Annotated in this window: 20 protein-coding genes; 13 read left to right on the top strand and 7 right to left on the bottom strand. The window is 64.9% G+C overall.

What is annotated here, in order from left to right; genetic code table 11:
- Nucleotides 1–142 precede the first annotated feature (142 nt).
- Entirely contained in the window at nt 143–1,249 is a 1,107-nt protein-coding gene (zapE, locus tag NY023_RS09450; RefSeq protein WP_013971815.1) for a cell division protein ZapE, read from the top strand.
- Between the two features lie 14 nt (nt 1,250–1,263).
- A complete protein-coding gene (locus tag NY023_RS09455; protein WP_013971816.1) occupies nt 1,264–1,845 on the top strand; it encodes a DinB family protein in 582 nt (193 codons plus the stop codon).
- 130 nt (nt 1,846–1,975) lie between these two features.
- On the opposite strand, the gene NY023_RS09460 is transcribed toward NY023_RS09455, so the two are convergent.
- The 4 genes from NY023_RS09460 to NY023_RS27705 form a co-directional block, all read right to left on the bottom strand.
- On the bottom strand, nt 1,976–2,974 hold the full coding sequence (locus NY023_RS09460; RefSeq protein WP_013971817.1) for an alpha/beta fold hydrolase: 999 nt from the start codon (nt 2,972–2,974) through the stop codon (nt 1,976–1,978).
- Between the two features lie 75 nt (nt 2,975–3,049).
- Nucleotides 3,050–3,487 carry a YqaA family protein gene (locus NY023_RS09465; protein WP_013971818.1) on the bottom strand — a complete coding sequence of 146 codons (438 nt, stop codon included), beginning with the start codon at nt 3,485–3,487 and terminating at the stop codon, nt 3,050–3,052.
- Complete coding sequence (locus NY023_RS09470; RefSeq protein WP_015269641.1) at nt 3,487–3,915, bottom strand: DUF411 domain-containing protein; 429 nt, start codon at nt 3,913–3,915, stop codon at nt 3,487–3,489. The genes NY023_RS09465 and NY023_RS09470 overlap by 1 nt, the downstream gene beginning before the upstream one ends.
- Before the next feature lie 14 nt (nt 3,916–3,929).
- Nucleotides 3,930–4,160 (bottom strand): copper resistance B, encoded by a 231-nt coding sequence (locus NY023_RS27705; protein ID WP_013971820.1) that lies wholly within the window; start codon nt 4,158–4,160, stop codon nt 3,930–3,932.
- Nucleotides 4,161–4,184: 24 nt separating this feature from the next.
- On the opposite strand from NY023_RS27705, the gene NY023_RS09480 reads away from it, so the two are divergent.
- The gene (locus tag NY023_RS09480) at nt 4,185–4,835 is read left to right on the top strand and encodes a hypothetical protein (protein WP_013971821.1); all 651 of its coding nucleotides are present in this window, start codon (nt 4,185–4,187) and stop codon (nt 4,833–4,835) included.
- Nucleotides 4,836–4,844: 9 nt separating this feature from the next.
- On the opposite strand, the gene yegQ is transcribed toward NY023_RS09480, so the two are convergent.
- The gene (gene yegQ, locus NY023_RS09485; protein WP_013971822.1) at nt 4,845–6,164 is read right to left on the bottom strand and encodes a tRNA 5-hydroxyuridine modification protein YegQ; all 1,320 of its coding nucleotides are present in this window, start codon (nt 6,162–6,164) and stop codon (nt 4,845–4,847) included.
- A gap of 133 nt (nt 6,165–6,297) precedes the next feature.
- Here yegQ and NY023_RS09490 point away from each other — a divergent pair, with 133 nt between their 5' ends.
- Nucleotides 6,298–7,362, top strand: a complete 1,065-nt coding sequence (locus NY023_RS09490) for an AI-2E family transporter (RefSeq protein WP_013971823.1) — start codon at nt 6,298–6,300, stop codon at nt 7,360–7,362.
- A 137-nt stretch (nt 7,363–7,499) separates the two neighbouring features.
- Here NY023_RS09490 and phnX read toward each other — a convergent pair whose 3' ends face one another.
- Nucleotides 7,500–8,327: a phosphonoacetaldehyde hydrolase gene (gene phnX, locus NY023_RS09495; protein WP_013971824.1), complete on the bottom strand. Its 828-nt coding sequence runs from the start codon at nt 8,325–8,327 to the stop codon at nt 7,500–7,502.
- 34 nt (nt 8,328–8,361) lie between these two features.
- Nucleotides 8,362–9,468, bottom strand: a complete 1,107-nt coding sequence (locus NY023_RS09500; protein WP_013971825.1) for a 2-aminoethylphosphonate--pyruvate transaminase — start codon at nt 9,466–9,468, stop codon at nt 8,362–8,364.
- A gap of 112 nt (nt 9,469–9,580) precedes the next feature.
- Between NY023_RS09500 and NY023_RS09505 the strand changes: the two genes are divergently transcribed.
- From NY023_RS09505 to NY023_RS09545, 9 genes are all read left to right on the top strand, one after another.
- Entirely contained in the window at nt 9,581–10,444 is an 864-nt protein-coding gene (locus NY023_RS09505) for a LysR substrate-binding domain-containing protein (RefSeq protein WP_013971826.1), read from the top strand.
- A gap of 57 nt (nt 10,445–10,501) precedes the next feature.
- Nucleotides 10,502–11,524 carry an AraC family transcriptional regulator gene (locus tag NY023_RS09510; protein ID WP_024086600.1) on the top strand — a complete coding sequence of 341 codons (1,023 nt, stop codon included), beginning with the start codon at nt 10,502–10,504 and terminating at the stop codon, nt 11,522–11,524.
- 78 nt (nt 11,525–11,602) lie between these two features.
- A complete protein-coding gene (locus NY023_RS09515) occupies nt 11,603–16,111 on the top strand; it encodes an NEL-type E3 ubiquitin ligase domain-containing protein (RefSeq protein WP_013971828.1) in 4,509 nt (1,502 codons plus the stop codon).
- A gap of 120 nt (nt 16,112–16,231) precedes the next feature.
- Nucleotides 16,232–20,662 carry a dermonecrotic toxin domain-containing protein gene (locus NY023_RS09520; RefSeq protein ID WP_013971829.1) on the top strand — a complete coding sequence of 1,477 codons (4,431 nt, stop codon included), beginning with the start codon at nt 16,232–16,234 and terminating at the stop codon, nt 20,660–20,662.
- Nucleotides 20,663–20,784: 122 nt separating this feature from the next.
- Nucleotides 20,785–22,431, top strand: coding sequence for an acyl-CoA synthetase (locus NY023_RS09525; protein ID WP_013971830.1), 1,647 nt, complete (start codon nt 20,785–20,787; stop codon nt 22,429–22,431).
- A gap of 12 nt (nt 22,432–22,443) precedes the next feature.
- Nucleotides 22,444–23,211, top strand: coding sequence for an SDR family NAD(P)-dependent oxidoreductase (locus NY023_RS09530; protein ID WP_013971831.1), 768 nt, complete (start codon nt 22,444–22,446; stop codon nt 23,209–23,211).
- Between the two features lie 11 nt (nt 23,212–23,222).
- Nucleotides 23,223–24,416 (top strand): acetyl-CoA C-acyltransferase, encoded by a 1,194-nt coding sequence (locus NY023_RS09535; protein ID WP_013971832.1) that lies wholly within the window; start codon nt 23,223–23,225, stop codon nt 24,414–24,416.
- Nucleotides 24,417–24,424: 8 nt separating this feature from the next.
- Complete coding sequence (locus tag NY023_RS09540; protein ID WP_013971833.1) at nt 24,425–25,552, top strand: acyl-CoA dehydrogenase; 1,128 nt, start codon at nt 24,425–24,427, stop codon at nt 25,550–25,552.
- A 13-nt stretch (nt 25,553–25,565) separates the two neighbouring features.
- The gene (locus NY023_RS09545; RefSeq protein ID WP_013971834.1) at nt 25,566–26,339 is read left to right on the top strand and encodes an enoyl-CoA hydratase; all 774 of its coding nucleotides are present in this window, start codon (nt 25,566–25,568) and stop codon (nt 26,337–26,339) included.
- The last annotated feature ends 611 nt before the right edge of the window (nt 26,340–26,950 follow it).

Consider the following 26,950-nt stretch of genomic DNA (forward strand, 5'->3'; position numbering starts at 1 on the left):
GCAGGCGCCGCGGTGGATGGCACGGGCTTCGCCCGTGTTCGCGGGCACGCCCGCTCCCACAGGGATCGCGGCAGCCTTTTGAATTTGGGCAAGACCGTTGTTCCTACAAGGTCCGCGGTGTGTCAGCCGTGTAGAATGCCGCATGGCTATCGATCCCCATTCCCTCTACCAGCAGGCCCTGACCACTCAGGGCTATGTCGCCGACCCCGCCCAGGCCCGCGCCGTCGAGGCGTTGCAGGCTTGTTTCCAGGCCGTCGAACAGGGCCGCCCCACCCAGGGTATCTACCTCTGGGGCCCGGTCGGCCGGGGCAAGACCTGGCTGATGGACCAGTTCCACCGCTGCCTGCGGGTGCCCAGCCGGCGCCAGCACTTCCATCACTTCATGGCCTGGGTCCACCAGCGCCTGTTCCAGCTCAACGGCACCGCCGACCCGCTGCTGGCGCTGGCCGGGGAACTGGCCGGGCAGATTCGCGTGCTGTGCTTCGACGAGCTGTTCGTCAACGACATCGGTGACGCGATCATCCTCGGCCGCCTGTTCCAGGTACTGTTCGACCAAGGCGTGGTGATTGTCGCCACCTCCAACCAGCCACCCGAGCAGCTGTACCGCGACGGTTTCAACCGCGAGCGGTTCCTGCCGGCCATCGCCGCCATCCAGCGGCACATGCAGGTGCTGCCGGTAGCCGGCGAGCAGGACCACCGCCTGCACCCCGGCGCTGAGCGCCAGCGTTACTGGGTGGCGCAAGCGGGGCAGGCCAGCCAGCTGGGCGAGGTGTTCCGCCAGCTCAGCCCCGGCGACGACGGCCACGATCAGCCTTTGGCGATCGGCTCCCGGCAGGTGCAGGTGGTGCGGCGCAGCGCGCAGGCCATCTGGTGCCGTTTCACCGACCTGTGCGAACAGCCGCTGGCGGCCATGGAGTTCATGGCTCTGTGCGACCGGTTCCCGGCCATCCTGGTGTCGGGCATTCCGGCGCTGGGGGGTGAACAGCGGGCCGGGCGCATTGCCCGGGGTACCGAGGATGCTGCGGCGCGGGTGGCAGCGGGCGACCGCGAGCTGCCGGCGCTGTCGCCCAAGGACGACGCGGTGCGCCGCTTCATAGCCCTGGTCGACGAATGCTACGACCGCCGGGTGGCGTTGTACCTGGAGGCACAGGTGCCGCTGGATGCCCTCTACACTCAAGGGTATCTGGCGTTCCCGTACCAACGGACCCTGAGCCGGCTACGGGAGATGCAACTGCAACGCTTCGCCTGAAAAGGAGCCGAACCATGGAGCCGCTGTCGCATCATCTGCTGACCCAGGCCTACAACAATGGCTGGGCCAACCACCGTCTGTACAAGGCCTGCCTGCAACTGACCCAGGACGAATTCGTCGCCCCGCGCTGCAGCTTCTTCCCGTCGATCAAGGCCACCCTCAACCACCTGCTGACGGTGGACTGGTTCTACCTGCACATGCTCGAGTGCGAGCAGCGTGGCGAGCAGCCCGACGCCGACGGCGAGCGCTTCTTCGACCCCGAACAGCCGTTTGCCACCTGCACCGACCTGCATGCCGAACAGGCCCAGGCCGATCACCGGCTGATCGCCTATTGCCGGGGCCTGCGCGATGGTGAGCTGGGGCGCTATGTGAGCATCGTGCGCCCTGAGCGGGTGCAGCGCGAGCAACGGCTGCGGCTGCTGGCGCACCTGTTCGAGCACCAGGTGCATCACCGCGGGCAGGTGCATGCGATGCTCAGTGACACGGCAGTGAGGCCGCCGCAGCTGGATGAGTTTTTCTGCGAGGAAGAGGCGGGGTTGCGGGCGGCGGACTTTGCCGAGCTGGGCTGGACCGAGGAGCAGGTCTGGAAAGTGTAGGGGGCTGCTTTGCAGCCCTTCGCGGGCTTGCCCGCTCCCACGGGTAGTGCACAGCTTCCCAAACCTGTGCAGTACCTGTGGGAGCGGGCGAGCCCGCGAAGGGCCGCAAAGCGGCCCCTCGACTATTGGCTCACTTGCCCAGCCACTCCACCAGCGTACGGTTGAACCGCACCGGCTCCTCGATCTGCGGCGCATGCCCCATGCCTTCAAAGGTAATCAGCTCACCCTTGGGAATCAGCTTGGCCACCTGCGGCCCCAGCACTGCATACTTGCCCAGCTTCGCTTTCACCTCCGGCGGCGCGATATCACTGCCGATGGCTGTGGTGTCCTGGTCACCGATCAGCAGCAGGGTGGGCATCTGCAGGTCCTTGAACTCGTGGTACACCGGCTGGGTGAAGATCATGTCGTAGATCAGCGCCGAGTTCCACGCCACCGCTTCATGCCCCGGCCCCTTGTTCAGGCCCACCAGCATCTGCACCCAGCGCTCGTACTCCGGCTTCCAGCGCCCGGCGTAGTAGGTCTTGCGCTCATACTCGCGCACGCCTTCGGCATCCAGCTTGAGCTCGCGCGCATACCACTGGTCCACCGTGCGGTAGGGCACGCCCAGGGCTTTCCAGTCTTCCAGGCCGATGGGGTTGACCATCGCCAGGCGCTCCACCTGCTGTGGGTACATCAACGCATAGCGGGTGGCAAGCATGCCGCCGGTGGAGTGGCCGAGCACGATGCTTTGCTTCACCCCCAGCTGTTCGAGCAGGGCATGGGTGTTGCTCGCCAGCTGCTGGAAGCTGTACTGGTAATGTGCCGGCTTGCTGGAGCTGCAGAAGCCGACCTGGTCGGGGGCGATGACCCGGTAGCCAGCCTTGCTCAGGGCATCGATGGTGGTTTCCCAGGTGGCGGCGCAGAAGTTCTTGCCATGCATCAGCACCACGCTGTGGCCGTTGGCCTGGCCCTGGGCGGGCACGTCCATGTAGCCCATCTGCAGGGCCTGGCCCTGGGACTTGAAGTCGAAATGCTTGAGCGGATGCGGGTAGCTAAAGCCCTCCAGCTGGGGGCCATAGGTGGGCGATTCGGCGGCGATGGCCGAACTGCCGGCGAGGCAGGCCAGGGCCAGGGCGGTTGCGCGCAGCATGGGGGCACTCCGTGTAGGGCCATGTAGGAAGGGGCGACTGTAGCAGCCAGTGGACCACGCGGAACGTGAAAGGTGTTACCAGGCGTGAAACCAGCCCAGGGTAATCATCGCCAGCACCCCATAGCGGCCGGCCTTGGCCAGGGTCACCAGCAGCAGGAAGCGCCAGAACGGCTCACGCATGATGCCCGCGATCAGCGTCAGCGGGTCGCCGATCACCGGCATCCAGCTGAGCAGCAGCGACCATTGCCCCCAGCGCTGGTAGCGCTGTTGCGCGCGTTCCAGCTGGGCAGGGCTGAACGGGAACCAGCGCTTGTCACGCAGGTGCTCGATGGCCCGGCCCAGCACCCAGTTGACCACCGAGCCCAGCACATTGCCCAGGGTCGCCACCAGCAGCAGGGTGGCCCAGGCCTCGGGCTGGCGCAGCAAAAGGCCGACCAGCACGGCCTCCGATTGCAGCGGTAGCAGGGTAGCGGCGCCGAAGGCGCTGAGGAACAGCGCCCACAGGCTGAGCATCAGTAGTTGGCGACCACGGTGTCCTTGCCGTCCTGGGTCACGCCGATGACCTGGTAGGCATCCTTGTGGTCACCCATTTCCATGCCGGGCGAGCCCATAGGCATGCCCGGCACGGCCAGGCCCTTGAGGTCGTTGCGCTTGGCCAGCAGGCGCACCTGCTCGGCCGGCACGTGGCCTTCGACGAACTTGCCGTCGATCACCCCGGTATGGCACGACGCCAGGCGTGGCGCCACGCCCAGGCGTTGCTTCACCTCGCTCATGTTCGGCTCGACATGGTCGTTGACGGTGAAGCCGTTGTCGCGCAGGTGGCTGATCCAGGCCTTGCAACAGCCACAGTTGGGGTCGCGGTAGACGTCGATGGTCTCGGCAGCCTGGGCCAGGCCGGTGATGGCCAGCAGGCCCAGGGGCAGCAGGTGTTTACGCAGCATCATGAAGCACTCCTTCAAAAACGTGGGCGGATACCGGCGACCAGGCCTGTGCCTTGCACGCGCCCGGTGTCGTTGCGGCCCCAGGGGCGGTCCGGTATCCAGCGGTTGGCCAGCAGCATAGCGTAAGCGGCCTTCAGGCGCAGCGCGGCCTGTTGCCGTTCGCCAGCGTTGTCAGGCAGCCAGTCTACCTGCCAGGTAGTGGTTCCGGATGCCGGCCTGTCATCACGCTGGCTAACGTGCGGCACACCTATCTGAGAGCCTGCTGGATCATGACCCTACCACTGGACTGCCTGTTGTATTCCAAGACCAATCTGATCGGCATCGGACCAAACCTGTCCGACGAGGAACGCCAGGACGTGCAAACGTTGCTGGACCATGCCGATGAGTTCGCAAGCCGCTTCCTCGACCGGGACGAGCTATGGAAAAGCTGGTTCGACCGCTTCCGCAATCGCCTGGAGAAACATGGCTGCGTAAGGATGGCCGCCCTGGAGTTGCCGCCGCAGGTCATCAGGGACCATGACGATTTCGATACCGGGCTCGAGCCCATTGGCACAGGCAGCACACCAACGCTGTTGGCCCAACTGGCGCGCGCATCCATGCAGGAACTGCGCATCAGTGCTCACGCCAGCAAGTTCCTGCAGTCGGGTTGGCAGAACGACGTCGCCTCATCGTTTCTGATAACACCCTGCCAGAAGGACGAGGAGGGCCAGATCCATCTGGCGGTCTACTCGTTTCGCTTCAATGCCACGGTGGAAATGCGCGACTTCGGATTCTGGAGCGAGGCCCAGCGTGACATCGTCGTGTGGAACACCGGCACTGTTTACCGTTTTGACCTGGAACGTTTCGCCGCTTTTCGCCAGCAGATTCGTAAGGAATTGGGCGACCGGCGGCTTGGCGCCATTACCAGGATCGAACTTTAGCCACCTCGCTCAAGCTGGCAGGTCACGCATCAGCAGGCCGTATGCCAATGGCACCTGCTCGGGAACAGGAAGGTAGATGGTGTGGCCATCGCCCGGGGCGACCTGCAGCGGTTGCTGCTGGCCATTGCTCATGTGCTCGAGATCGAAGTGGTAGTTGCCGCGTGGGGTCATCAGTTCCAGATGGTCGCCCACGGCGAAGCGGTTCTTCACCTTGACCTCGGCCAGGCCGTCGACGCGCACCCCGGTCAGTTCGCCAACGAACTGCTGGCGCTCGGACACCGAGTTGCCGCGCTGGTAGTTCTGGTACTCGTCGTGCACGTGGCGGCGCAGGAAGCCTTCGGTGTAACCGCGCTGGGCCAGGGACTCGAGGTTGTCCATCAGGGAGCGGTCGAATGGCCGCCCGGCCACCGCGTCGTCGATCGCCTGGCGGTACGACTGCACGGCGCGGGCGCAGTAGAAGTGCGACTTGGTGCGGCCTTCGATCTTCAGCGAGTGCACGCCCATGGCGGCCAGGCGCCCGACATGCTGGATGGCGCGCAGGTCCTTGGCATTCATGATGTAGGTGCCGTGCTCGTCTTCGAACGCCGGCATTTCGGTGCCGGGGCGGTTGCTTTCCTGCAGCAGGAATACCTGCTCGGTCGGTGCACCCAGGCCCAGCGTCGGCTGCACTTCGCGCACGATGTCGCCGGTGGCGTTTTCGGTGGCCGGGGTGGCGTCGTACTTCCAGCGGCAAGCGTTGGTGCAGCTGCCCTGGTTGGCATCGCGCTTGTTGAGATAGCCCGACAGCAGGCAACGGCCGGAGTAGGCCATGCACAGGGCACCGTGGACGAACACCTCCAGCTCCATTTCCGGCACCTGCTGGCGGATCTCTTCGATCTCTTCGAGCGACAGCTCGCGCGACAGGATCACCCGGCTCAGGCCCAGTTGCTGCCAGAACTGCACGCTGGCCCAGTTGACCGTGTTGGCCTGCACCGACAGGTGCACCGGCATCTGCGGGAAGTGCTGGCGTACCAGCATGATCAGGCCTGGGTCGGACATGATCAGCGCGTCCGGTGCCATCTCGACCACCGGCGCCAGGTCCTTGAGGAAGGTCTTGAGCTTGGCATTGTGCGGGGCAATGTTGACCACCACGTAAAAACGCTTGCCCAAGGCATGTGCCTCCTGGATGCCCAGGGCCAGGTTGGCATGGTCGAACTCGTTGTTGCGCACCCGCAAGCTGTAGCGTGGCTGGCCGGCGTAGACCGCGTCGGCGCCATAGGCGAAGGCGTAGCGCATGGTCTTGAGGGTGCCGGCGGGGGCCAGCAGTTCGGGCTTGGCGATAGGGGTCATGTGCGCACCGGAGCAAAAGGCGCGGATGCTAGGGCTGGCAGATACGGCCCGTATTGATTTGCATCAAGGGAATGGCGGCACTTTTGCCAAGGTGCGGCGCACTAATAACGCATAAACCATGCGAGGACCCGCGATGAACCAGACCGCCCTGCAGAACAAAGCCCTGGCAGTACTGCTGGCGCTGGTGACCATTGCCTTCATCTGGATCCTGCTGCCGTACTACGGTGCGATCTTCTGGGCGGTGATACTCGGCATCCTGTTCGCCCCGCTGCAGCGCCACCTGCTGCTGCGTTTCGGCCGAAGGCGCAATCTGGCTGCGGCGGCCACCTTGCTGGTGTGCCTGCTGGTGGCGATCCTGCCGGTGATCATCACCAGCGCGCTGCTGGTACAGGAGGGAGCCGCCCTGTACCAGCGCATCGAGCACGGGGAGCTGGATATTGCCGGTTATGTCGAGCGCGGCAAGGACATGCTTCCGGCGTTTGCCCAGCAGGGCCTGGACAGCATGGGCATGGGCAACCTCGACGGGCTACGCGACAAGATCAGCAAGTGGGCCACCCAGGGCAGCCAGGTGCTGGCCAGCCAGGCGTTCAACTTTGGGCAGGGCACGTTCGAGTTCGTGATCAGCTTCGGCATCATGATGTACCTGTTGTTCTTCTTCCTGCGCGAAGGCGCGGAAGTCGCCCGCCAAGTGCGTCTGGCAGTGCCGCTGCCCGAACACCAGAAGCGCCGTTTGCAGCTGAAGTTCAACCGTGTGGTGCGGGCTACTGTAAAAGGCAACGTGCTGGTGGCCATTACCCAGGGGGCGCTGGGCGGTTTCATCTTCTGGGTGCTGGATATCCCGAGTGCGCTGGTGTGGGCGGTACTGATGGCGTTTCTGTCGCTGTTGCCGGCGGTGGGGGCGGGGATCGTGTGGGCGCCGGTGGCGGCGTACTTCCTGCTGACCGGTGCGATTTTGTCGGGGGTGATCCTGACCGCGTTCGGCGTGCTGGTGATCGGCCTGGTGGACAACTTGTTGCGGCCGATCCTGGTGGGCAAGGACACGCGCATGCCGGACTACCTGATTCTGGTGTCGACGCTGGGCGGGCTGGCGGTGTTCGGGCTCAACGGCTTCGTGATCGGGCCATTGATCGCGGCGCTGTTCGTGTCGAGCTGGGCGATCTTCGCGGCAACCAAACCCCGGGTGCAGTTGCCGGAGTAAGGTTTTGACAGGGCTGCTTTGCAGCCCATCGCCGGCAAGCCAGCTCCCACAGGTACAGCGTTGCTCTCAAGATTGTCGCTGGACCTGTGGGAGCTGGCTTGCCGGCGATGGGCCGCAACGCGGCCCCCATGACCGGGTCAGGATGTTTGCGGCATCTCACCCTTGGCCAGGCGCCGGTTGATGTCGGCGATCACTTCGGGCAGTTCGTTGATGGTGTCGATCAGGTAGTGCGGGCGGGAGCCGGCGAACAGGGCGTGGATGCGCTGGCGCTCGCTTTCCAGCTTCTCGGCGCTCAGCGCGCGGTAGCCTTCCCAGGTCAGCCCCAGGGCATTGCCCGAGCACACCAGGGCCACGGTCCACATGCCAGCACGGCGGCCCTCGAGAATGCCCGGCACGGTATCGTCGACCTTCACGCACGCCGCTACATCGTCGATACCCAGCGCGATCACGTTGGCCAGGGCCTGGGCCGGCCATGGGCGGCCGTTCGGGGTTTCGTCGGTAGCCACCACATGGTCGGCCACGTAGCCGTTCTGCGCGGCCAGCTCCACCACCTTGTCCATCACCACCTTCGGGTAGCCCGAGCAAGAGCCGATCTTCAGACCGTCTCGGCGCAGCCCGGTGAGAGTGTCCAGGGCGCCGGGGATCAGCGCCGAGTGCACGGCGATCTTCTCGATCTGCAGTGGCATGAAGCGGTTGTAGATGGCGGTGACATCATCGTCGGTCGGGGTACGGCCGAACACCTTGCGGTAGCGCTCGGCAATTTCCGGCACATCGCACAGGGTGCGGATGTGGTCCCACTTGCCCATACCCATCGGGCCGCGGGCTTCTTCGATGGACACCTGCACATCGAATTCGGCAAAGGCTTCGACAAAGATCTGGGTCGGGGCGAAGGAACCGAAGTCGACCACGGTGCCGGCCCAGTCAAGGATGGCGGCTTGCAGCTGGGTAGGGTTGCTGTAGTTCATGTGCGCTTGTTCCTGAAATTGGGTGGGCAAAGGGTCAGATGTCCAGCACTTCCATTTCCCGCAGCACCTCGGCCACGGCATTCACGGCGGCCTGCATGCCATCCGCTCCGACCACGCCGATGCAGCCGACACGGAAGGTTTCCACCTGGGTCAGCTTGCCCGGGTAGAGGATGAAGCCCTTGGCCTTGACCCGCTCGTAGAAGTCCTTGAACTGGTAGCGGGGATCGTTCGGTGCGTGGAAGGTGACGATGATCGGCGCCTGGATCTCGGCAGGCAGGAAGCTGCGCAGGCCGATGGCGGCCATGCCGTCGAGCAAGGTCTTGCAGTTGTCGGCGTAGCGCTGGTGGCGCGCTGGCAGGCCACCTTCCTCGTTGTATTGCTGCAGCGCTTCGTGCAGGGCAGCGACCACGTGGGTCGGCGGGGTGAAGCGCCACTGGCCGGTCTTGGCCATGTAGGTGTGCTGGTCGTGCAGGTCCATGGCCAGCGAGTGGGCGTTGCCTTCGGCAGCGGCCAGGGCGGTTTTCTCGGCGAACACGAAGCCCATGCCAGGTACCCCTTCCAGGCATTTGCCGGAGGCGGCGATCAGCGCCTCGAAGGGGATGGCGCGGGCATCGATCGGCAGTGCGCCGAACGAGCTCATGGCGTCGATGATCAGGCGCTTGCCGTGGCCTTTGATCACCTGGGCGATCTCGGGCAGCGGGTTGAGGATGCCGGTGCTGGTTTCGCAGTGGATCAGCGCGACGTGGGTGATGGCCGGATCGGCGGCCAGCAGGCGGTCGACGTCGGCGGCGGTGGTCGGCTGGTCTTCGGCGGTTTCGAAGGTGCTGTAGGCACGGCCCAGCACTTTGCAGATCTTCGCCAGGCGCTGGCCATAGGCGCCATTGATCAGCACCAGGACCTTGCCGTCACGCGGCACCAGGGTGCCGATGGCCGCTTCCACGGCGAAGGTGCCGCTGCCTTGCAGGGGTACGCAGTGGTGGCTGGCGCTGCCGTCGATGATGGCCAGCAGTTGCTCGCAGACACTGGCCGTCAGTTGGTTGAAGTCGCGGTCCCAGGAGCCCCAGTCCACCAGCATGGCTTGGCGGGTGCGGATTGATGTGGTCAGGGGACCGGGGGTCAGCAGAATCGGGGCGTTGCTCATTCCGTTATTCCTCACAAGCGGTGGGCTGAAACTACGGGGCCTAGGTTGCAATTGGCGCTGTCATCAATCAAATTGTTTGTTGTTATCCGAGCTATAATTCAGGCCGATAAATATGAACCTGTTCCAGTTGCGTGCCTTCGATGCCGTGGCCCGTGAGGGCAGCTTTACCCGTGCCGCCGCACGCCTGTTCATCAGCCAGCCGGCGGTGACCGGGCACGTGAAGGCGCTGGAGGAGCACTACCAGATCACCTTGCTGCGGCGTACCGCGCGGCGGGTGGAGTTGACCGAAGAGGGCACCCGCCTGGCGGCCATCACCCGCGCCATGTTCGGCCTGGCCGAAGAGGCGCAGGCCATGCTCGAGGCCAATCGGCAACTGCTGACCGGGCGCCTGGAGGTGGCGGCCGATGGCCCGCACCGGGTCATGCCGATGCTGGCGCTGCTGCGCGAGCGCTACCCGGGCATTACCGTCAACCTGCGCCTGGGCAATGCCCAGGAAACCTTGGCGGCATTGCTCAGCGAACATGCCGACGTGGCCGTGCTGACCGAGATCGAACCGCGCAAAGGCCTGCATTTGCAAAACCTGTGCGAGTCGCGGTTGTGCGCCTTGCTGCCGGCGGGGCATGCCTGGGCCAGCGGCGAGGGTGATTTGCCGCTGGCTGAGCTGCACCAGCAGATCATGGTGTTGCGCGAACCCAGCTCCACCACCCGGCGCACCTTCGACAAGGCCTGCAACAAGGCTGCTGTGCAACCTCGGGTGCTGCTGGAGCTGGACAGCCGCGAGGCGGTGACCGAAGCGGTGGCCTCGGAGCTGGGCATTGGCGTGGTGTCGTCCACCGAAGTCGCCAATGACCCGCGGGTAGTGGCACGCCCGCTGGCCGGTGACGGCCTGGTCAACCAGCACCTGATCGGCTGCCTGGAGCGCCGCCGTGAGCTGCGCCTGATCCAGGCGTTCCTAGGCCTGGCGGCGGGGCTGTGATGGCTGTTTTCAACGGGGCGGCCTAAGATGGCCGGCATTGAGCCGACAGGACCGTCGATGAGCGAGAAAGACACCATTTCCATGCAGCTGGTGCGCGAAGCGCTGTTGCAGACTTGCCCCGCCGGCGAGCCCGATACCGGCTTGCTGGCCCGGGCGGGTATCGCCGTCGAACAACTGCACCTGCCAGCGGCACGGGTCAGTGCCGAGTCCTATGCCCGGCTCTGGCGTCTGCTGGCGCGGCGCTGCAACGATGAGTTCTTCGCCATGGACCCGCGCGGCCTGCGCAGCGGCAGCCTGGCGTTCATGTGCCGTGCCAGCATGGGCCAGCCAACCCTGGGCGCCGGCCTGGAAACCGCGCTGGCGTTCCTGTCACTGATGCTTGAAGACCTGCAGCCAAGCCTGGTGCGCCAGCAAGGCCTGGCCGAAATCGTCATCAACGAACCGCGTGACACACCGCGCCGCGCTTTCACCTATTTCACCTTCTGGATGATCGTGCACGGTGTGACCTGCTGGTTGGCCGGGCGGCGTATCCCGATCCTGGCCATCGATCTGCGCTGTGCCGAGCCGCCGTTCTGCGATGACTACCGGGTGATGTTTTCGGAAAACCTGCAGTTCGAGCGCCCGCGCACGCGCATGATCATCGCTGCCGAATGCCTCGAGCTGCCGCTGCGGCGCAGCGAAGAAGAACTGCAGCGCTTTCTGGCCGAGGCGCCGGGCAACATCCTGGTCAAGTACCGTGACCCGGCCAGCCTCGGGCGGCGCATTCGCACCGACCTGCTGCGCCTGGACCCGGGGCAGTGGCCCGATGGCGACAGCCTGGCGCGCCAGTTGTGCCTGTCGCCTTCTACCCTGCGCCGGCGGTTGGCCGAAGAGGGGCAGAACTACCAAGGGTTGAAGGACAGCGTGCGTCGTGAGCTTGCAATTGCCTGGCTGAGCCAGGAAGACGCGGCCATGGGCGAAATCGCCGAGCGCCTGGGCTTTGCCGACAGCAGTTCGTTCTACAAGGCATTTCGCAAGTGGTTCGGCTGCAACCCTGGGCATTACCGTGCGCTGATCCTCAAGCGCGGCAGTGGCGGCTAGGGAACCACGCCTTCCCGCTGCCGGCTGGCGCCGCTGACAAGCATCGTGACAAGTCGATCACTGACCAGGAAATCGACGATGTCTCAACCTGCCTTGCACCCCAAGTTGCTTCACCCCGCCGAAGATTTCATCGCGCAAAGCTTGCCGGCCTGGCTGAAGGCGGCCAAGCCCAAGCAGCTTGCCAGGCTGCAATTGCGTTTCAACGCCTATCTGGCGAGCCAGCGGCAGATGGCAGGGTTCGCCGACCGCCTGCAGCCTCTGGACCGTTTTGCCAAGCAACTGTTCGAGCCTGCCTTGCGCCAGGACAGCCAGCTGAAGCTGCAGGTCGACCTGGACAAACTGGTGTGGCGCGAAACACGCGCACGGCTGGATGTGAGAACCGGCTTGATCCCTGATTATCAACCGTACTTCGTGCGCATGCCGGCCTTGCAAAAGCTGTTGCAGAACTTCAAGGCCAGCGAGTCCTTCTTCCTCGGCACCGCCTTGACCCTTCCGGGAGCCCATCAGGACGAGCAGGTGGTGAGCGAAGACATCGACCGGATTGTCAGCCTGTGCCGCCAGGTGGATGTTGGCAGCGCCTACCAGCGGCACCTGGCGCAGGTATTGACCCCTGGCTTTGAAAAAGCCCTGACCACCGACCGGCGCCTGGAACTGGCCGTGGCGGTCGAGATCGCGGCCATCAAGCAGCAGCTGGATCCGGAAGACCTGTTGACGCTGCGTATCGCGTGCAAGGATGAGCCAGCCGTTATCAAGGGGCCGCTGCAGCTTGAGATCGGTGCGCTGCAGGTCCTCGGCTGCCGGGTGGATGGCGCGCTGGCCGTTGAGTTGATCGAGCAGCCCCGCCACCAGTCCACGTTTCCCTTCGGGGTACCTGGGCGCTTGAAAAGAGTGATCCTGTATACCCCTGACGATCAGGCGCAACCCCTGCGCGCGTTTACCAACTGGGATGAGGCGAACCGCGTCCTGGCCACGGCGATGGGCAACCAGGCCTATCGACAGGCATTTGTGCGGCGCATTGCCTTGAATGATCGCGCCACTTGCGAGCAGGCTTTGGCCACCCGCTTGCAGGATGCACAACCTGACCTGGAACCTCGCAGGGTGTTGGAAGCGGGGGACGGTTTTGCGTCGATGGCCGCCTGGCACATGCAGCGAATCAAAGCCGATGCACGTTTCCTTGCGGTGCCCACCGCCCAGGCCGATGACGCGGCTGCGGAGCAGCGCCTGGACGAGCTCAAAGGCGCTGGCCTGGTCTTGCTCAACCTGGCGGGCTTGTTCGTGCCGGTCATCGGGGCTTTGCTGGTGGCGGACCTGGCCAGGCAACTGTTGACCGAAACTTTCGAGGGCGTGCGCGACTGGCAGTTGGGCCATCAGCATGAGGCCTTGATGCATATGCTTCAGGTGGCCTTCAGCGTGGCAACCACCGGTGCGGTGGTTGTCGGTGCCCACCTGGCCCGCAGCGCATTCGTCGAAACCCTGGAGCCGGTCATCACCGAAGATGGCCGGCAACGGCTGTGGCGCAATGAGCTGGCGCCTTACCAGGACACTACTCCACCCGTTCAGCTGACGGAGCTCGACAACGGTTTGCTCGCCGAGGGTGAGCGCCATTGGTGGCGGTCGAATGGTGCCTTGTATCGGGTAAGGCAAACCGCCAATGGCGCTTGGCGCTTGCTGCATGCCGAAGGTGACACGGCGTTCGGGCCGGTGCTGGAACGTTGCTCTGCGCGTGGCTGGCGGCTGGCTTACGAGCGGCCACTGGAATGGCAGGGCGCCGCACTGTTGCTCGGGCGGCTTTGGCCGGCGGCGACCGCGATGGACGCCGTGCGGGTGGAACAGGTGCTGAAGGTCGCGGATGTCGACGAGGCCTACTTGCGTGGCCTGCTGGTGGAACGGCGCGGGTTGCCGGTGCAGCTGCGCGATACCTTGCAGCGCTTTGCCGTGGACGCACGCGCGCAGGCCTTTTTCAGCCGGCTGGAAGCGGGGGAGGCTGATACCGCTACCGAGCTGTGGCAATGGTGCATCGAACGGTTGCAACTGCAGTGTGAAACCGTCGAAGAACAGGTGCTGTCGATCCGTGACGCGGCAAGCGAGTTGCGTGAGGCGATGCTCGAGCATTTCTCCAGGCTTTATCTGGCCGACGACCCGCTGCTGGGCTTGATCCAGCGCGACTTCCCGACGCTGCCAGACGCCTATGCCCTCGATGTGCTCGAGCAGGCCACCGAGGCTGTGCGCCTGCGCATGCAGGCAGAGTCTCGCCTGCCGCTGGCGTTGGCTGAACAGGCGCGGGTGGCCCTGCAGCTGGCGCGCCTGACCCGCATGCGCGAAGCGTTGTACCTGCAGGGCAGTTATCGGCCGGAAGTGGTGGCGCTGGTCTTTGCCCTGCTGCGTCGGCATGGCCCCGGCGCTGCCGGGTTCAATCTGGTATTGCGCCGTGACCCGTATGCCGGGGCAGCGATGGAGCGGCTGTTCGCCGAGACCGACCTTGAGCAGGCCGTGGTGCTGGTCAGGCGGGAGGGGCGCTTCCAGCTCTACAACGACAGAGGCTTGCCGGATGAGCGCGAGGTCGCCGCCCCCGAGGGGCTGTTCGAGGTGCTGGCCGCTTGCCTGCCCGTGGAATACCGGGTGCGACAGGGTTGGAATGGCGCCGATGCGCCGACCAGAATCCGCGAGCAGATGCAGGCCTGGCTACCCGGTGACCGGCAGGCCCTGCTGCGCCTGCTCGGTTGGCGGGAGGCAAGGCCCATGGCATCGCCCATGCAGCGTTTGGCCGATGGCCGAGCGGGCTATCCATTAGGCGGCTGCCAGTCGTGCATCGGCTCGCCGGAGCGCGTGGTGCGGCAGCGGGTGCGCGCGTTGTATCCCGGTATCGGGGATGCCGGCGTCGATCGCTATGTCCAGAGCCTGTTGGACATGCGCGGGGGGCTGTTCGAGAACCTGCTGCGCGTCGAGCAGGAATACCGCCGCCTGGATGACAGCTTGCTGGCCTGGGTTGAAGAGGTAGCGGGCAGCGCCAGCCGTGCACGCCGACGCGTCGCAGATTCGATGCGGCGTGCCTGGCAGATGCGCAGCGACCGCGCCGCCGGGGCTATCGGCAACGATGCAATGCTCAGCCTGAGCATCGTCGCCGTACCGGTGGGCAGCCTGCCCGCGTTGCCGGTCGGGACGGACTTCTCGCACGTTTCGGAATTGACCCTGTCGGCGCTCGGTCTGGATGCCATCCCGTCGGGGTTCCTCGCCTGCTTCCCCAATCTGCTGTGCCTGGACATGAGCGACAACGCCTTGCGCGCGCTACCTGCGGGGCTGGAGCGGTTGACCGCCTTGCGCCAGTTGCTGATGCCGCGCAACCGTATTCGTGTCTCGGAGCCGCAGGCCAATGTGCTGACCGGCCTGGCACTCTTGCGTTCGCTGGACCTGAGTGACAACCCGCTCGGCGACATCAGGCTACAGTTCGAGCGGTTGCCCAGCCTGCGGATCCTGCGTTTGAACCGGGTGCAGATGACGGCGCTGCCCCGGGGCCTGGAGTGGTGTGGCCTGTTGGTCTTCGCCGACCTTCGCAACAACCAGATAGCCGAGTTGCCGGCAGCCTTGTTTCAGGCCCCGTTGCAGTTGCGCCGTGCCATGCACCTGGAGGGCAATGCGCTGTCAGTGCAGGATCTCGATCGCCTTTATTCCGTCGAACGCCTGCTGGACACGCCCCGCCCGCAACGGAACGCCCCGGCCCGGGAACAATGGTTGCAGACCTTGGCCCCAGCAGCGCGGCAGGAGCAGCAAGGAAAATGGGATGCGCTGAATGCCGAGCCCGGCAGCCTGGCTTTCTTCGAGCTGCTTAGACAACTGACGAGCACGGCCGAATTCAGCAAGGCGCCGGCCGAACTCGGATTCAGGGTATGGGCAATGCTGGATGTCGCCCATGCCGATACCGCCACGCGCATGGCGCTGTTTGACCTGGCAGCGGAGCCCATCACCTGTGTGGACAGCGTTGCCATCGTGTTCAGCCGCCTCGAGGTGCGCATGCATGTCGAGCAGGCCACCCGCGGCGGTGACCCGATCTCGACCCGCTCGGCACGCCTGCAGTTGGCCAAGCGGCTGTTTCGCGTGCACTGGGTAGAGAAAATCGCCCGGCGCGAAATGGACGCCCGCTACCAGGATGGACGCTGGAGCCGGGGAAATCATGATGAAGAGGAGGTGGAGGTCAATCTTGCCTACCTCAGCGGCTTGGCCCAGCGCCTGGACCTGTTGGGCCAACCTCGTCATATGCAGTTTGGCAGGCTGGCCAACGTGTCGCCGCTGCAACTGGAGGAGGCCTTCAAGGAAGTGCTGGAGGTGGAGGCGGGTGAGCAACGGATCGTGTTCATCAGCGAGCGTGATTTCTGGTTGCCGGTACTGCGAGCAGAGCATCCGGACGACTTCGAAACCCTGGAAGCGCAATTCTCCCTGCGGATGGAAACTCTGTACGAGCAAAGGGAGGCCTTGACCAGTGACGAGTACCGGAAACTGGGCGACGCCCTGCGCGATGAACGCGAGCAGGCCCTGGCCAGACTTGCCCAGCGCCTTACGCACGAAGCGTTCATGGTGCCAGAGGCAAAGTGACGGCGCTTCACGGGCGGCACGCAGTGTGCCGCCCTGCTTCTACCGCAGGGGTTCCCTCTGCGCAAGCGCTGGCAGGTTGCACACCATGCGTGGCTTTCGACAGCCATCCAGGGACCTGCCATGACCCGCGAACCACACGCACCACAGCCCGCATCAGCGTCTTCCAGCCACTTGCACGACGGTTTCATCGGTGACCGGTTGCCTGCCTGGCTCAAACAGGCCACGCAAAGCCAGATACGCACCTTGCGCGAAAGCCTGGAAGCCCATCATGCCACCCAGGCCCGGTTGCGCGGGATCACCCTGGCGCTGCCGTCACCGCAGCAGTTCGCCGAACGGCAATTCGCCAGTTTGTTGCGCGAGCCGCTGCCGGGCGACGTAGCGTTCTGGCAGTTGGAGTGGCTGGAGGTTTCCCATCGTTTCTCGTCCACGCCCGGCGCAGAGCCGCAATTTCCCACTTACGGGCAACGGCGTGAAAACGGCTTGCTCCGCCTGATGCGCAACTTTGCCGCCAGCAACGATTTCTACCTGGGAACCGGGTTGGTCGCGCCGGGGCAGGAACGGGTACTTTCGCGAGGCACCGATGAACTGGTCGAGGCGTGCCGCAAGCTCGATGCCGGGCGCCTGTACCAGCAGGAGCTGGACCGCACATTCGATGCCGCGGCACAGCGCATCTTGTGTGAAGACAAGCGCTCCGGGCTGCGTCTGGCCGTGGAGGTTGCCGCGCTGAAAGGCGAGATCACCGAGCCGGTCAAGGAGGCATTGCAAGCCCTGGTGGATAAACCCGCGGATCGGCGATCCGCCAGCCTCACGGGCCACCCGGGCCTGCTCGAAGCCCTCGGTTGCCCAGTGGCGGATGGTGTGTGGATTCAACTTCGCGACACGCATGGGCAAACGCAGGGCGGCGTGCTCTACCTGCCCAGCGACCCGGTACAGGCGTTGCGACACTTCGACAGCCATGCCTCGATCAACCGCGCGCTGGTGGCCGAGCTGCGCCATGAACCCTATCGCCAGGCGTTCAGCCAGTTGATCGGCCTGGATCAGCGTGCCGGGTTCATGCACAAGCTGCAGGCCCGCCTGAAGGATGACAAGCCGGACCTGGAGCTCGATGGCAGCGTGCCGCAACATGACATTTTCCAGGCGCTGGCTGCACAGCAGACCAACCGGGTGAAGCAGGATGGCCGCCTGTTGCTGGTGGCAACTGCCGATGCCGATGAAGCCGCATCGCGTGAGCGGCATGAGGCGTGGAAGGCCGCCGGTCTCGATGTGCTCAACCTCGCTGGGCTGTTTATTCCGGTGGTGGGCGGCTTGCTGCTCGGGCAACTGGTGGCCCAGACCCTCTCGGAGGTTTTCGAGGGCACGCAGGACTGGTTGCGAGGCCATCAGCACGAGGCGCTGGAGCATATGCTGGGGGTTGCCGAGATACTGGCGGGCACCGCCGCGACTGTGGTGGGCGTCACCTTCGTGCGCAGCGCGTTTGTCGCGGCGCTGGAGCCGGTAAGGCTCGCCAATGGGGCGGGGCGTTTGTGGTCCCGAGATCTGGCAGCCTTTGCCTCGACCCCTGAAACGATCACCTTGGGTGCGGACGGGGCCTATGCCGATGGCGAGCGCCGCTGGATGAAGGCCGACGGGGTCTTCTACGAAGTTCATCGGCCTGACCCCGATGGCCCCTGGCGTCTGCGCCACCCCGGTCGCGAAGAGGCGTACGGACCGGTCGTGCTGCACAATGGCGAACGCAGCTGGCGCTTGATGCATGATGAGCCGCAGTGTTGGCGCGACCCTGCGAAAATGCTCGATACCCTTTGGCCGCGCGATCAACCTTTCGATAACCAGCAGGCGCAGCGGATCTTGCGCATGGCCGGCATCGATGAGGACGAACTGCGCGGCCTGCTGGTGGAAAACCGGCGAACGCCTGCCACCTTGCGGGAAACCCTCAGGGCATTCGATGCCGATGCCCGGATCGACACGTTCTTCCGCAACCTGGAACGCGACATTGTCTCCGATGAGGACTTGCAGCTGCTGGCCTGGTGCGAGTCCCGACCGGGCGGCGTAAAAGGGCGTGCCGCAGTGCTGGCGGACCGGCCAAGGTCGAGCGACCTGCTGTTCGCACGGCTGACACGCCTGCCCGAATCGGCGGAGCCTTTGCTCAAGCCGCTGATGGCGCTGGGGCTGCCTGAGCCCTATGCGCGCGATCTGGCTGACCGAGCAAGTCACGAGGCTCGCCAGCTGTTCGTCAGTGGTGGAAAGTTGCCGCAAAGCCTGGCCACCCAGGCCAGGTCGTTGTGCTCGCAGGCGAAGGTGAGCAGGGCGCTGGCAGGGTTTTATCTGCCGAGTGCATATAGCGACGAAACGGGCATGTTGGTGCTGGCATTGCTGAATGTCGAGGCCATTGATGCGTTCAGCCTGGCGTTGAGCAATGCTGCTGCGGATGCCGTGGCGTTGAAACGCATCGGTTCGGTTGGCGATGCGGCCGAGCAGCGGGTGCTGGTGCGTGAGCAAGGGGTCTTTGCCTTGTATGACGGGCAGGGCCGAAAACTCGCGATGCAGCCGCCTGCTTCCTCGTGCATCTTCCAGGCCGTGCTGGCCGCGCTCGAATCGCGCAGCCTGCTGGGCCGTCTGGGCCTGGCCGAGAACGCCAATGCCGAGCGCCTGCGCGAGAAGCTCATGGCGCACCTGGGCACCCATGAGGAAATCGCCCGCATGCTGGGCTGGGCACCGACAGAGCGCTGGTTCAACCCCGGGCAGCGCCTCGCCGATGGCCGTGTCGGCTACCTGCTCAGTGGGCGCGCATCACCGCCCACCACACCCAGGGAGCAGCTGCGGGCCGGCCTGAGGCAGTTCTTCCCGGGGCTGGGCGATTCGCTGGAAACGCAAGTTGACCGCTGGCTGCTGCAGAATGTGTCGGTCGCCGATGCGCTCCTGGCGCTGCAGGACGATTTTGAGCAGTTGGACCGCGCGCTCAATGGTTGGGTGTCGGCTGCGCTGAGTGACACTTTGCGGGCGCGACGCCAGCTGTTCGCCGACCGATTACGGCGTGCCTGGCAGGCGCTTGGTGACGATGTGGTGGTCGACCGTGACGGCAGGCGCCAGGGGCTGCGCCTGGTCCTGAATGATCTGCCAACGGATTCGTTGCCGGTCATGCCCGCGCCTATCGATTTCTATCACGTCACCACCCTGGTACTGAGCGAGACGTCCATCGGGGTGGTGAACGAGGAGTTTCTGCGGGCATTCACCTACCTGCAGGAGCTGGACCTGAGCCACAACCAGCTGTTGCGCTGCCCGCGCGGGCTTGGCTACCTGACCAACCTGCGCCGGTTGCGCCTGGGGCATAACCGCATTCGCCTGGATGCCCATGCCATCGAAGCACTGAACGGGTTGCCGCTGCTCAGCCACCTCGACCTGAGCTACAACAGCCCGCTGGGGGTGTACGAAATGCGCTTCCATCACCTGCCTCATCTGATCGAGCTGAATTTGCGCCGCTGCGGGCTCAGCGAGTGGCCCAGAGGGCTCGAGCTGTGTGGCTTCCTGCAACGAGCCGACCTGCGTGACAATTTCCTGCGGGGTGTGCCTGACGGCGTGCTGGCCATGCCGCTGGAGTTTCGCCAGCGCATCCTGGTCGATGGCAACCGCCTGAGCATGGCCGATTACGGCAAGCTCTATGCCTTGGAGCCGCTGCTGGAGGAACCGCAGGAAGAGATCGGCCGAGCCTGGTGGGTCGGTTCCGACTCCGCCAGCCATGGGCGCGGCGAGCTTTGGGACCGGCTGAGCACCCGGGACGAAAACACCCGCCTGTTCGATTTGCTGGAGCTTTTGCAAGGCTTGGCGGACTTCAGCTGGCCCAAGGCTTATCTGCTGCGCATGGGCTGGCAATGCCTGTCGATGCTGGAGACAGACGTCGAGTTCGCTCGCCAGGCGCAACTGGCGGCCGACAATGTGGTGATGGATGACAACGGTGCCATCGACCTGTTCAGCCGACTGCTGCGTCTGCATGCCGAGCGCGACGCGGCAGGCGATAGCGCCCAATCCCGTGGCCCGAGGTTGCTGGCATTGGGGCGCGCCTTGCAACGCCTGGACCGCCTTGAGGAGTATGTCGAGGCCGAGCGGCAAAACCTTGAAGGCTTCGCCGAGCCCGCGGTACTGGCGACGTTGGCAATGCGTTACAGGGTACGCTTGCGCACCAGGCTCAGGTTGCCCTTCCAGCCCGCCAGAATGCGCCTCAGGGCGGCAGCTGTAGGGTTGAGCGAGCATCGGCTGCAGGCGGCAGAGGCGGCCGTGGAAAGGGCGAACGTTCTCGTTGATGTAGTCGCAAACCTGTGCACGCGCGCATTCTGGCAGCGTTTTTTGCAACAGCACTTCGCCCAGCCGTTCAATGACCTTGAGCAACTCGCTGCGGAGCAGCGGGCAGCACTTGCGGTAAGGCGCGATGAACTGGGTGAAGCACAGTATCTGAACCAGGAACAGGCTCTGGATGCGCAGCTGCAGGCCGATCGGCTGGCGTTGCAACTGCAACTGACCGAGCACTACGTGATCAGCCTGGAGCGCGCACCGGGCTGATGGCCACCGGCCAAACCGGTCATCCAGTTTGACAACTTAGGCCATTGCCGCGACGCCAGCGCGGCGCGAACATCGTCGGACCGATGGTTCAACTCCAAAAACAAGAAACCAGGAGTCCGACGATGCGCGATTACACCGAGGCCGCTCGTGCGTTCGACCATGGCCAGGCTGCTGCGGCGGCGCTGCATGGCAACCTCGAAGCCCTCAATGCCTGTGTCGAATGTTGCGACCGCCATGCCGGTGAGGGCAAGACCGCACTGGTCTGGGAAGACCGCGAGGGCAACAGCGTGCGCTTGAGCTTCGACCAGTTGCAGGCACTGGCGGCCCGTTTCGCCAATGTGCTCGAAGCGCAAGGCGTGGGTGCGGGTGACCGGGTCGCCGGCCTGATGCCGCGTACCCCCGAGCTGCTGGTCACCATCCTCGCCACCTGGCGTCTCGGCGCGGTGTACCAGCCACTGTTCACCGCGTTCGGCCCCAAGGCCATCGAACATCGCCTGGAGCAGTCCCACGCCCGCGTGGTCGTCACCGACAGCCACAACCGCGCCAAGCTGGACGATGTGCACGCCTGCCCGACCATCATCACCGTCAATGCCCGCAATGGCGAGCTGGACTTCCAGCAGTGCCTGGACAAAGCCGCAGACAAATGCGAGCCGGTCATGCGCTCGGGCAACGACCCGTTCCTGCTGATGTTCACCTCCGGCACCACCGGCCCGGCTAAACCGCTGGAAGTGCCGCTGCGTGCCATCGTCGCGTTCCAGGGCTACATGCGCGATGCCATCGACCTGCGCCCCGAGGACAACTTCTGGAACCTGGCCGACCCGGGCTGGGCCTATGGCCTGTATTATGCGGTCACTGGCCCGCTGTCGCTGGGCCATGCCACCACCTTCTACGATGGCCCGTTCAGTGTTGAAAGCTGCGCACGGGTGATCGACAAGCTGGGCATCACCAACCTGGCCGGCTCGCCCACCGCGTACCGCCTGCTGATTGCCGCCGGGGATGACTTCTCGGCACCGATCAAGGGCCGCCTGCGGGTGGTCAGCAGTGCCGGTGAACCGCTCAACCCGGAAGTGATCCGCTGGTTCGCCGACGAACTGGGCGTGACCATCCACGACCACTACGGGCAGACCGAACTGGGCATGGTGCTGTGCAACCACCATGGCCTGCAGCACCCGGTACACCTCGGCTCGGCCGGCTTCGCCATCCCCGGCCACCGCATCGTGGTGCTGGACGAGCAGGGCAACGAACTGCCTGCCGGGCAGCCGGGCATCCTCGCGGTCGACCGCGAGCAGTCGCCGCTGTGCTGGTTCGCGGGCTACCACGGCCTGCCGACCAAAGCCTTCGTCGGCAAGTACTACCTCAGTGGCGACACCGTCGAACTGAACCAGGACGGCAGCATCAGCTTCGTCGGCCGCAGCGACGATGTGATCACCACCTCCGGCTACCGGGTCGGCCCGTTCGACGTCGAGAGTGCACTGATCGAGCACCCAGCGGTGATCGAAGCGGCGGTGATCGGCAAACCGGACCCGGAGCGCACCGAACTGATCAAGGCCTTCGTGGTATTGGCCAGCGGTTACCAGGGCAGCGCCGAGCTTGAAGAGGCTTTGCGCCAGCACGTGCGCCAGCGCCTGTACGCCCATGCCTACCCAAGGGAAATCGAATTCGTCAGCGAGCTGCCCAAGACCCCGAGCGGCAAGCTGCAACGCTTCATCCTGCGCAACCAGGAAGTCGCCAAACAACAAGCGCAACAGGCCACCCCTGCCAGCGCCTGAAAGGAACCGATCATGCAGATAGCCAACAAACACTTCATCGTCAGCGGCGCCGCCTCCGGGCTGGGCGCTGCCACCGCGCAGATGCTGGTCGAGGCCGGCGCCAAGGTCATGCTGGTCGACCTCAATGCCCAGGCCGTTGAAGCCAAGGCTCGCGAGCTGGGCGAAAACGCCCGTTTCGCGGTAGCCGACATCAGCGACGAGCAGGCCGCCCAGGCGGCGGTCGATGCGGCCGTCAGCGCCTTTGGCAGCCTGCACGGGCTGGTCAACTGCGCCGGCATCGTCGGTGCCGAGAAAGTGCTGGGCAAACAGGGCCCGCATGGCCTTGCCAGCTTTGCCAAGGTCATCAACGTCAACCTGATCGGCAGCTTCAACCTGCTGCGCCTGGCCGCCGCGGCCATGGCCGAAGGGGCTGCCGATGAGGGGGGGGAGCGCGGGGTGATCATCAACACCGCCTCCATCGCCGCCTATGACGGCCAGATCGGCCAGGCGGCCTACGCTGCTTCCAAGGGCGCCATCGCCAGCCTGACCCTGCCGACCGCCCGCGAACTGGCGCGCTTCGGCATCCGTGTGATGACCATTGCCCCGGGCATCTTCGAAACGCCGATGATGGCCGGCATGACCGAGGAAGTACGCGCCTCGCTGGCCGCCGGCGTGCCTTTCCCACCGCGCCTGGGGCGCCCGCAGGAATATGCCGCGCTGGCCCGCCACATCATCGAGAACAGCATGCTCAACGGCGAGGTTATCCGCCTCGACGGCGCACTGCGCATGGCTGCCAAGTAAGGAGAGCGAACATGACCCTCGCCAATGACCCGATCGTTATCGTCAGCGCCGTGCGCACGCCCATGGGCGGCCTGCAGGGCGACCTCAAGAGCCTGACCGCGCCGCAGCTGGGCAGCGCCGCCATCCGTGGTGCCGTGGAGCGTGCTGGCATCGATGCTGCCAGTGTCGAGCAGGTGCTGTTCGGCTGCGTGCTGCCGGCAGGCCAAGGCCAGGCACCGGCGCGCCAGGCCGCGCTGGGCGCCGGGCTGGACAAGCACACCACCTGCACCACCCTGAACAAGATGTGCGGTTCGGGCATGCAGGCGGCGATCATGGCCCATGACCTGCTGCTGGCCGGCACTGCCGATGTGGTGGTGGCCGGTGGCATGGAAAGCATGACCAACGCCCCGTACCTGCTGGACAAGGCCCGTGGCGGCTACCGCATGGGCCACGGCAGAATCATCGACCACATGTTCATGGACGGCCTGGAAGACGCCTACGACAAGGGCCGCCTGATGGGCACCTTTGCCGAAGACTGTGCCCAGGCCAATGCCTTCAGCCGCGAAGCCCAGGACCAGTTCGCCATCGCCTCGCTGACCCGCGCCCAGGACGCTATCAAGAGTGGTCGCTTTGCTGCCGAGATCGTGCCGGTCGAGGTTACCGAGGGCAAGGAGAAGCGCGTCATCAAGGACGACGAACAACCGCCCAAGGCGCGCCTGGACAAGATCCCGCAGCTCAAGCCGGCCTTCCGCGAAGGCGGCACGGTGACCGCCGCCAACTCCAGCTCGATTTCCGACGGTGCTGCGGCGCTGGTGCTGATGCGCCGCTCCGAAGCCGACAAGCGCGGCCTCAAGCCGCTGGCGGTGATCCACGGCCACGCCGCCTTTGCCGACACCCCGGCACTGTTCCCGACCGCGCCGATCGGTGCCATCGACAAGCTGATGAAACGCACTGGCTGGAACCTGGCCGAGGTCGAACTGTTCGAGATCAACGAGGCTTTCGCCGTGGTCACCCTGGCGGCCATGAAGCACCTCGACCTGCCGCACGACAAGGTCAATATCCATGGCGGCGCCTGCGCCCTCGGCCACCCGATCGGCGCTTCCGGCGCGCGCATCCTGGTGACCCTGCTGTCGGCCCTGCGCCAGAACAACCTGCGCCGTGGCGTGGCGGCCATCTGCATTGGCGGTGGCGAGGCCACGGCCATGGCTGTCGAATGCCTGTACTGAGGTGAATCATGCTGGTAACTGACGAGCAACAACAGATCGCCGACGCGGTACGCGCCTTTGCTCAGGAGCGCCTGAAACCGTTTGCCGAGCAATGGGACAAGGAACACCGCTTCCCCAAGGAGGCCATCGACGAGATGGCCGAGCTGGGCCTGTTCGGCATGCTGGTGCCGGAGCAGTGGGGCGGCAGCGACACCGGCTACGTGGCCTATGCCATGGCCCTGGAGGAAATCGCCGCCGGTGACGGCGCCTGCTCGACCATCATGAGCGTGCACAACTCGGTGGGCTGTGTGCCGATCCTGCGTTTTGGCAGCGAGCAGCAGAAAGAACAGTTCCTCACCCCGTTGGCCAGCGGTGCGATGCTCGGCGCCTTCGCCCTGACCGAACCGCAGGCAGGCTCCGACGCCAGCAGCCTGAAGACCCGGGCACGTCTGGATGGCGACCACTACGTGCTCAATGGCAGCAAGCAGTTCATCACCTCCGGGCAGAACGCCGGGGTGGTGATCGTGTTTGCCGTGACCGACCCGGACGCCGGCAAACGCGGGATCACTGCTTTCATCGTGCCCACCGATTCGCCGGGCTACCAGGTGGCGCGGGTTGAGGACAAGCTCGGCCAGCACGCCTCCGACACCTGCCAGATCGTTTTCGACAATGTGCGCGTGCCGGTGGCCAACCGCCTGGGCGCCGAAGGGGAGGGCTACAAGATCGCCCTGGCCAACCTCGAAGGCGGCCGTATCGGCATCGCCTCGCAGGCGGTGGGCATGGCCCGCGCGGCGTTCGAAGTGGCGCGTGACTACGCCAACGAGCGGCAGAGCTTCGGCAAGGCGCTGATCGAGCACCAGGCGGTGGCCTTCCGCCTGGCCGACATGGCGACGAAGATTGCCGTGGCCCGGCAGATGGTGCTGCACGCTGCCGCGCTGCGCGATGCCGGGCGCCCGGCGCTGGTGGAAGCGTCGATGGCCAAGCTATTTGCCTCGGAAATGGCCGAAAAGGTCTGTTCGGATGCCTTGCAGACCCTGGGCGGTTATGGCTATCTGAGCGACTTCCCGCTGGAGCGGATCTACCGCGACGTTCGGGTTTGCCAGATCTACGAAGGCACCAGCGACATTCAGCGCATGGTCATTGCGCGCAATCTTTGAAGGAGCAGACTGCATGGCATTCGAAACTATCCTGTTGGATATCCACGGCAAGGTCGGCCTGATTACCCTCAACCGCCCGCAGGCGCTGAACGCGCTGAACGCGCAGATCGTCGGCGAGATCAACCAGGCCCTGGACCAGCTCGAGCGCGATCCGAACATCGGCTGCGTGGTGCTGACCGGTTCCGCCAAGGCCTTTGCCGCTGGTGCCGACATCAAGGAAATGGCCGAGCTGCAATACCCGCAAATCTACGTTGACGACCTGTTCAGCGATTCCGACCGCATTGCCAACCGGCGCAAGCCGATCATTGCCGCGGTGTCCGGTTTTGCCCTGGGCGGCGGCTGCGAGCTGGCGATGATGTGTGACTTCATCCTGGCGGCGGACAATGCCAGGTTTGGCCAGCCGGAAATCAACCTTGGCGTGCTGCCGGGCATGGGCGGCACCCAGCGCCTGACCCGTGCGGTGGGCAAGGCCAAGGCCATGGAACTTTGCCTGACCGGTCGCCTGATGGGGGCTGAGGAAGCGGAGCGTGCCGGGTTGGTGGCGCGTATCGTGCCGCAGGCTGAGCTGGTGGAAGAGGCGCTGAAGGTGGCCGCGACCATTGCCAGCAAGTCGATTCCGGTGAGCATGATGGTCAAGGAGAGCGTCAACCGTGCGTTCGAAGTCACCCTCAGCGAAGGTGTGCGCTTCGAGCGGCGGGTGTTCCATGCGGCGTTTGCTACCGAAGACCAGAAAGAGGGGATGGCTGCGTTCATTGCCAAGCGCGAGGCGCAGTTCAAGGACCGCTGATTGGAATCGGCATTGCCGTTGCCGTTGCCGTTGCTTTTGCTTTTGCTTCTAAGCGCACGGTAGCTCAGGCGCCGCCGATTGCGACTTCAGGAGGCCGAGCGAAGGGACTGCGGAGGGAGGTGACGGGCATGGATGCCCGTCAAGCGCTGAGGCCCCATGGATGGGGCCTGCAGCGCGTACTCCCGGGAGCAGGCCCGTAGCGAGGGGACCCCGGAGCGCAGCGTAGGGGCCGGATGATAGGAGCCAGCGTTTTTTGGTTACTTTTTGTCGCGTTTGACAAAAAGTGACCCGCCGTAAGGGCGGAAAGGTGATTAAGCGCCACCTTCGAAAATGAATGTTGACCTTGTTGTTGATGCCCACGCTTGAAGGCGAAGAGCGAAGAGCGAAGAGCGAAGAGCGAAGAGCGGAAAAGTACTGGTCTTGATCTCGCGCATAGTCCATTTACGATGGCGACGCTTACTCACCTTTTCGCCCTTACGGCGAGTCACTTTTTGTCAAACGCGACAAAAAGTAACCAAAAAACGCTGCGCTCCCATCATCCGGCCCCTCCGCTACGCTACGGGGTTCCCTCGCGCCGGTCTTGCTCCCGGGAGGACGCGCTGCAGGCCCCA

Source organism: Pseudomonas sp. NBB, assembly GCF_032701105.1.
Taxonomy (GTDB): domain Bacteria; phylum Pseudomonadota; class Gammaproteobacteria; order Pseudomonadales; family Pseudomonadaceae; genus Aquipseudomonas; species Aquipseudomonas asiatica.

Excerpts from the sequence above, each read along its gene's own strand:
- NY023_RS09505 (WP_013971826.1), top strand. The coding sequence starts at position 9,581 with ATGAACCTGTTCCAGTTGCGTGCCTTCGATGCCGTGGCCCGTGAGGGC.
- NY023_RS09545 (WP_013971834.1), top strand. The coding sequence starts at position 25,566 with ATGGCATTCGAAACTATCCTGTTGGATATCCACGGCAAGGTCGGCCTG.
- NY023_RS09510 (WP_024086600.1), top strand. The coding sequence starts at position 10,502 with ATGAGCGAGAAAGACACCATTTCCATGCAGCTGGTGCGCGAAGCGCTG.
- NY023_RS09515 (WP_013971828.1), top strand. The coding sequence starts at position 11,603 with ATGTCTCAACCTGCCTTGCACCCCAAGTTGCTTCACCCCGCCGAAGAT.
- NY023_RS09455 (WP_013971816.1), top strand. The coding sequence starts at position 1,264 with ATGGAGCCGCTGTCGCATCATCTGCTGACCCAGGCCTACAACAATGGC.
- phnX (WP_013971824.1), bottom strand. The coding sequence starts at position 8,327 with ATGAACTACAGCAACCCTACCCAGCTGCAAGCCGCCATCCTTGACTGG.
- NY023_RS09470 (WP_015269641.1), bottom strand. The coding sequence starts at position 3,915 with ATGCTGCGTAAACACCTGCTGCCCCTGGGCCTGCTGGCCATCACCGGC.
- NY023_RS09525 (WP_013971830.1), top strand. The coding sequence starts at position 20,785 with ATGCGCGATTACACCGAGGCCGCTCGTGCGTTCGACCATGGCCAGGCT.
- NY023_RS09480 (WP_013971821.1), top strand. The coding sequence starts at position 4,185 with ATGACCCTACCACTGGACTGCCTGTTGTATTCCAAGACCAATCTGATC.
- NY023_RS09530 (WP_013971831.1), top strand. The coding sequence starts at position 22,444 with ATGCAGATAGCCAACAAACACTTCATCGTCAGCGGCGCCGCCTCCGGG.
- yegQ (WP_013971822.1), bottom strand. The coding sequence starts at position 6,164 with ATGACCCCTATCGCCAAGCCCGAACTGCTGGCCCCCGCCGGCACCCTC.
- NY023_RS09460 (WP_013971817.1), bottom strand. The coding sequence starts at position 2,974 with ATGCTGCGCGCAACCGCCCTGGCCCTGGCCTGCCTCGCCGGCAGTTCG.
- NY023_RS09520 (WP_013971829.1), top strand. The coding sequence starts at position 16,232 with ATGACCCGCGAACCACACGCACCACAGCCCGCATCAGCGTCTTCCAGC.
- NY023_RS09540 (WP_013971833.1), top strand. The coding sequence starts at position 24,425 with ATGCTGGTAACTGACGAGCAACAACAGATCGCCGACGCGGTACGCGCC.
- zapE (WP_013971815.1), top strand. The coding sequence starts at position 143 with ATGGCTATCGATCCCCATTCCCTCTACCAGCAGGCCCTGACCACTCAG.
- NY023_RS09500 (WP_013971825.1), bottom strand. The coding sequence starts at position 9,468 with ATGAGCAACGCCCCGATTCTGCTGACCCCCGGTCCCCTGACCACATCA.
- NY023_RS09490 (WP_013971823.1), top strand. The coding sequence starts at position 6,298 with ATGAACCAGACCGCCCTGCAGAACAAAGCCCTGGCAGTACTGCTGGCG.
- NY023_RS09535 (WP_013971832.1), top strand. The coding sequence starts at position 23,223 with ATGACCCTCGCCAATGACCCGATCGTTATCGTCAGCGCCGTGCGCACG.
- NY023_RS09465 (WP_013971818.1), bottom strand. The coding sequence starts at position 3,487 with ATGCTCAGCCTGTGGGCGCTGTTCCTCAGCGCCTTCGGCGCCGCTACC.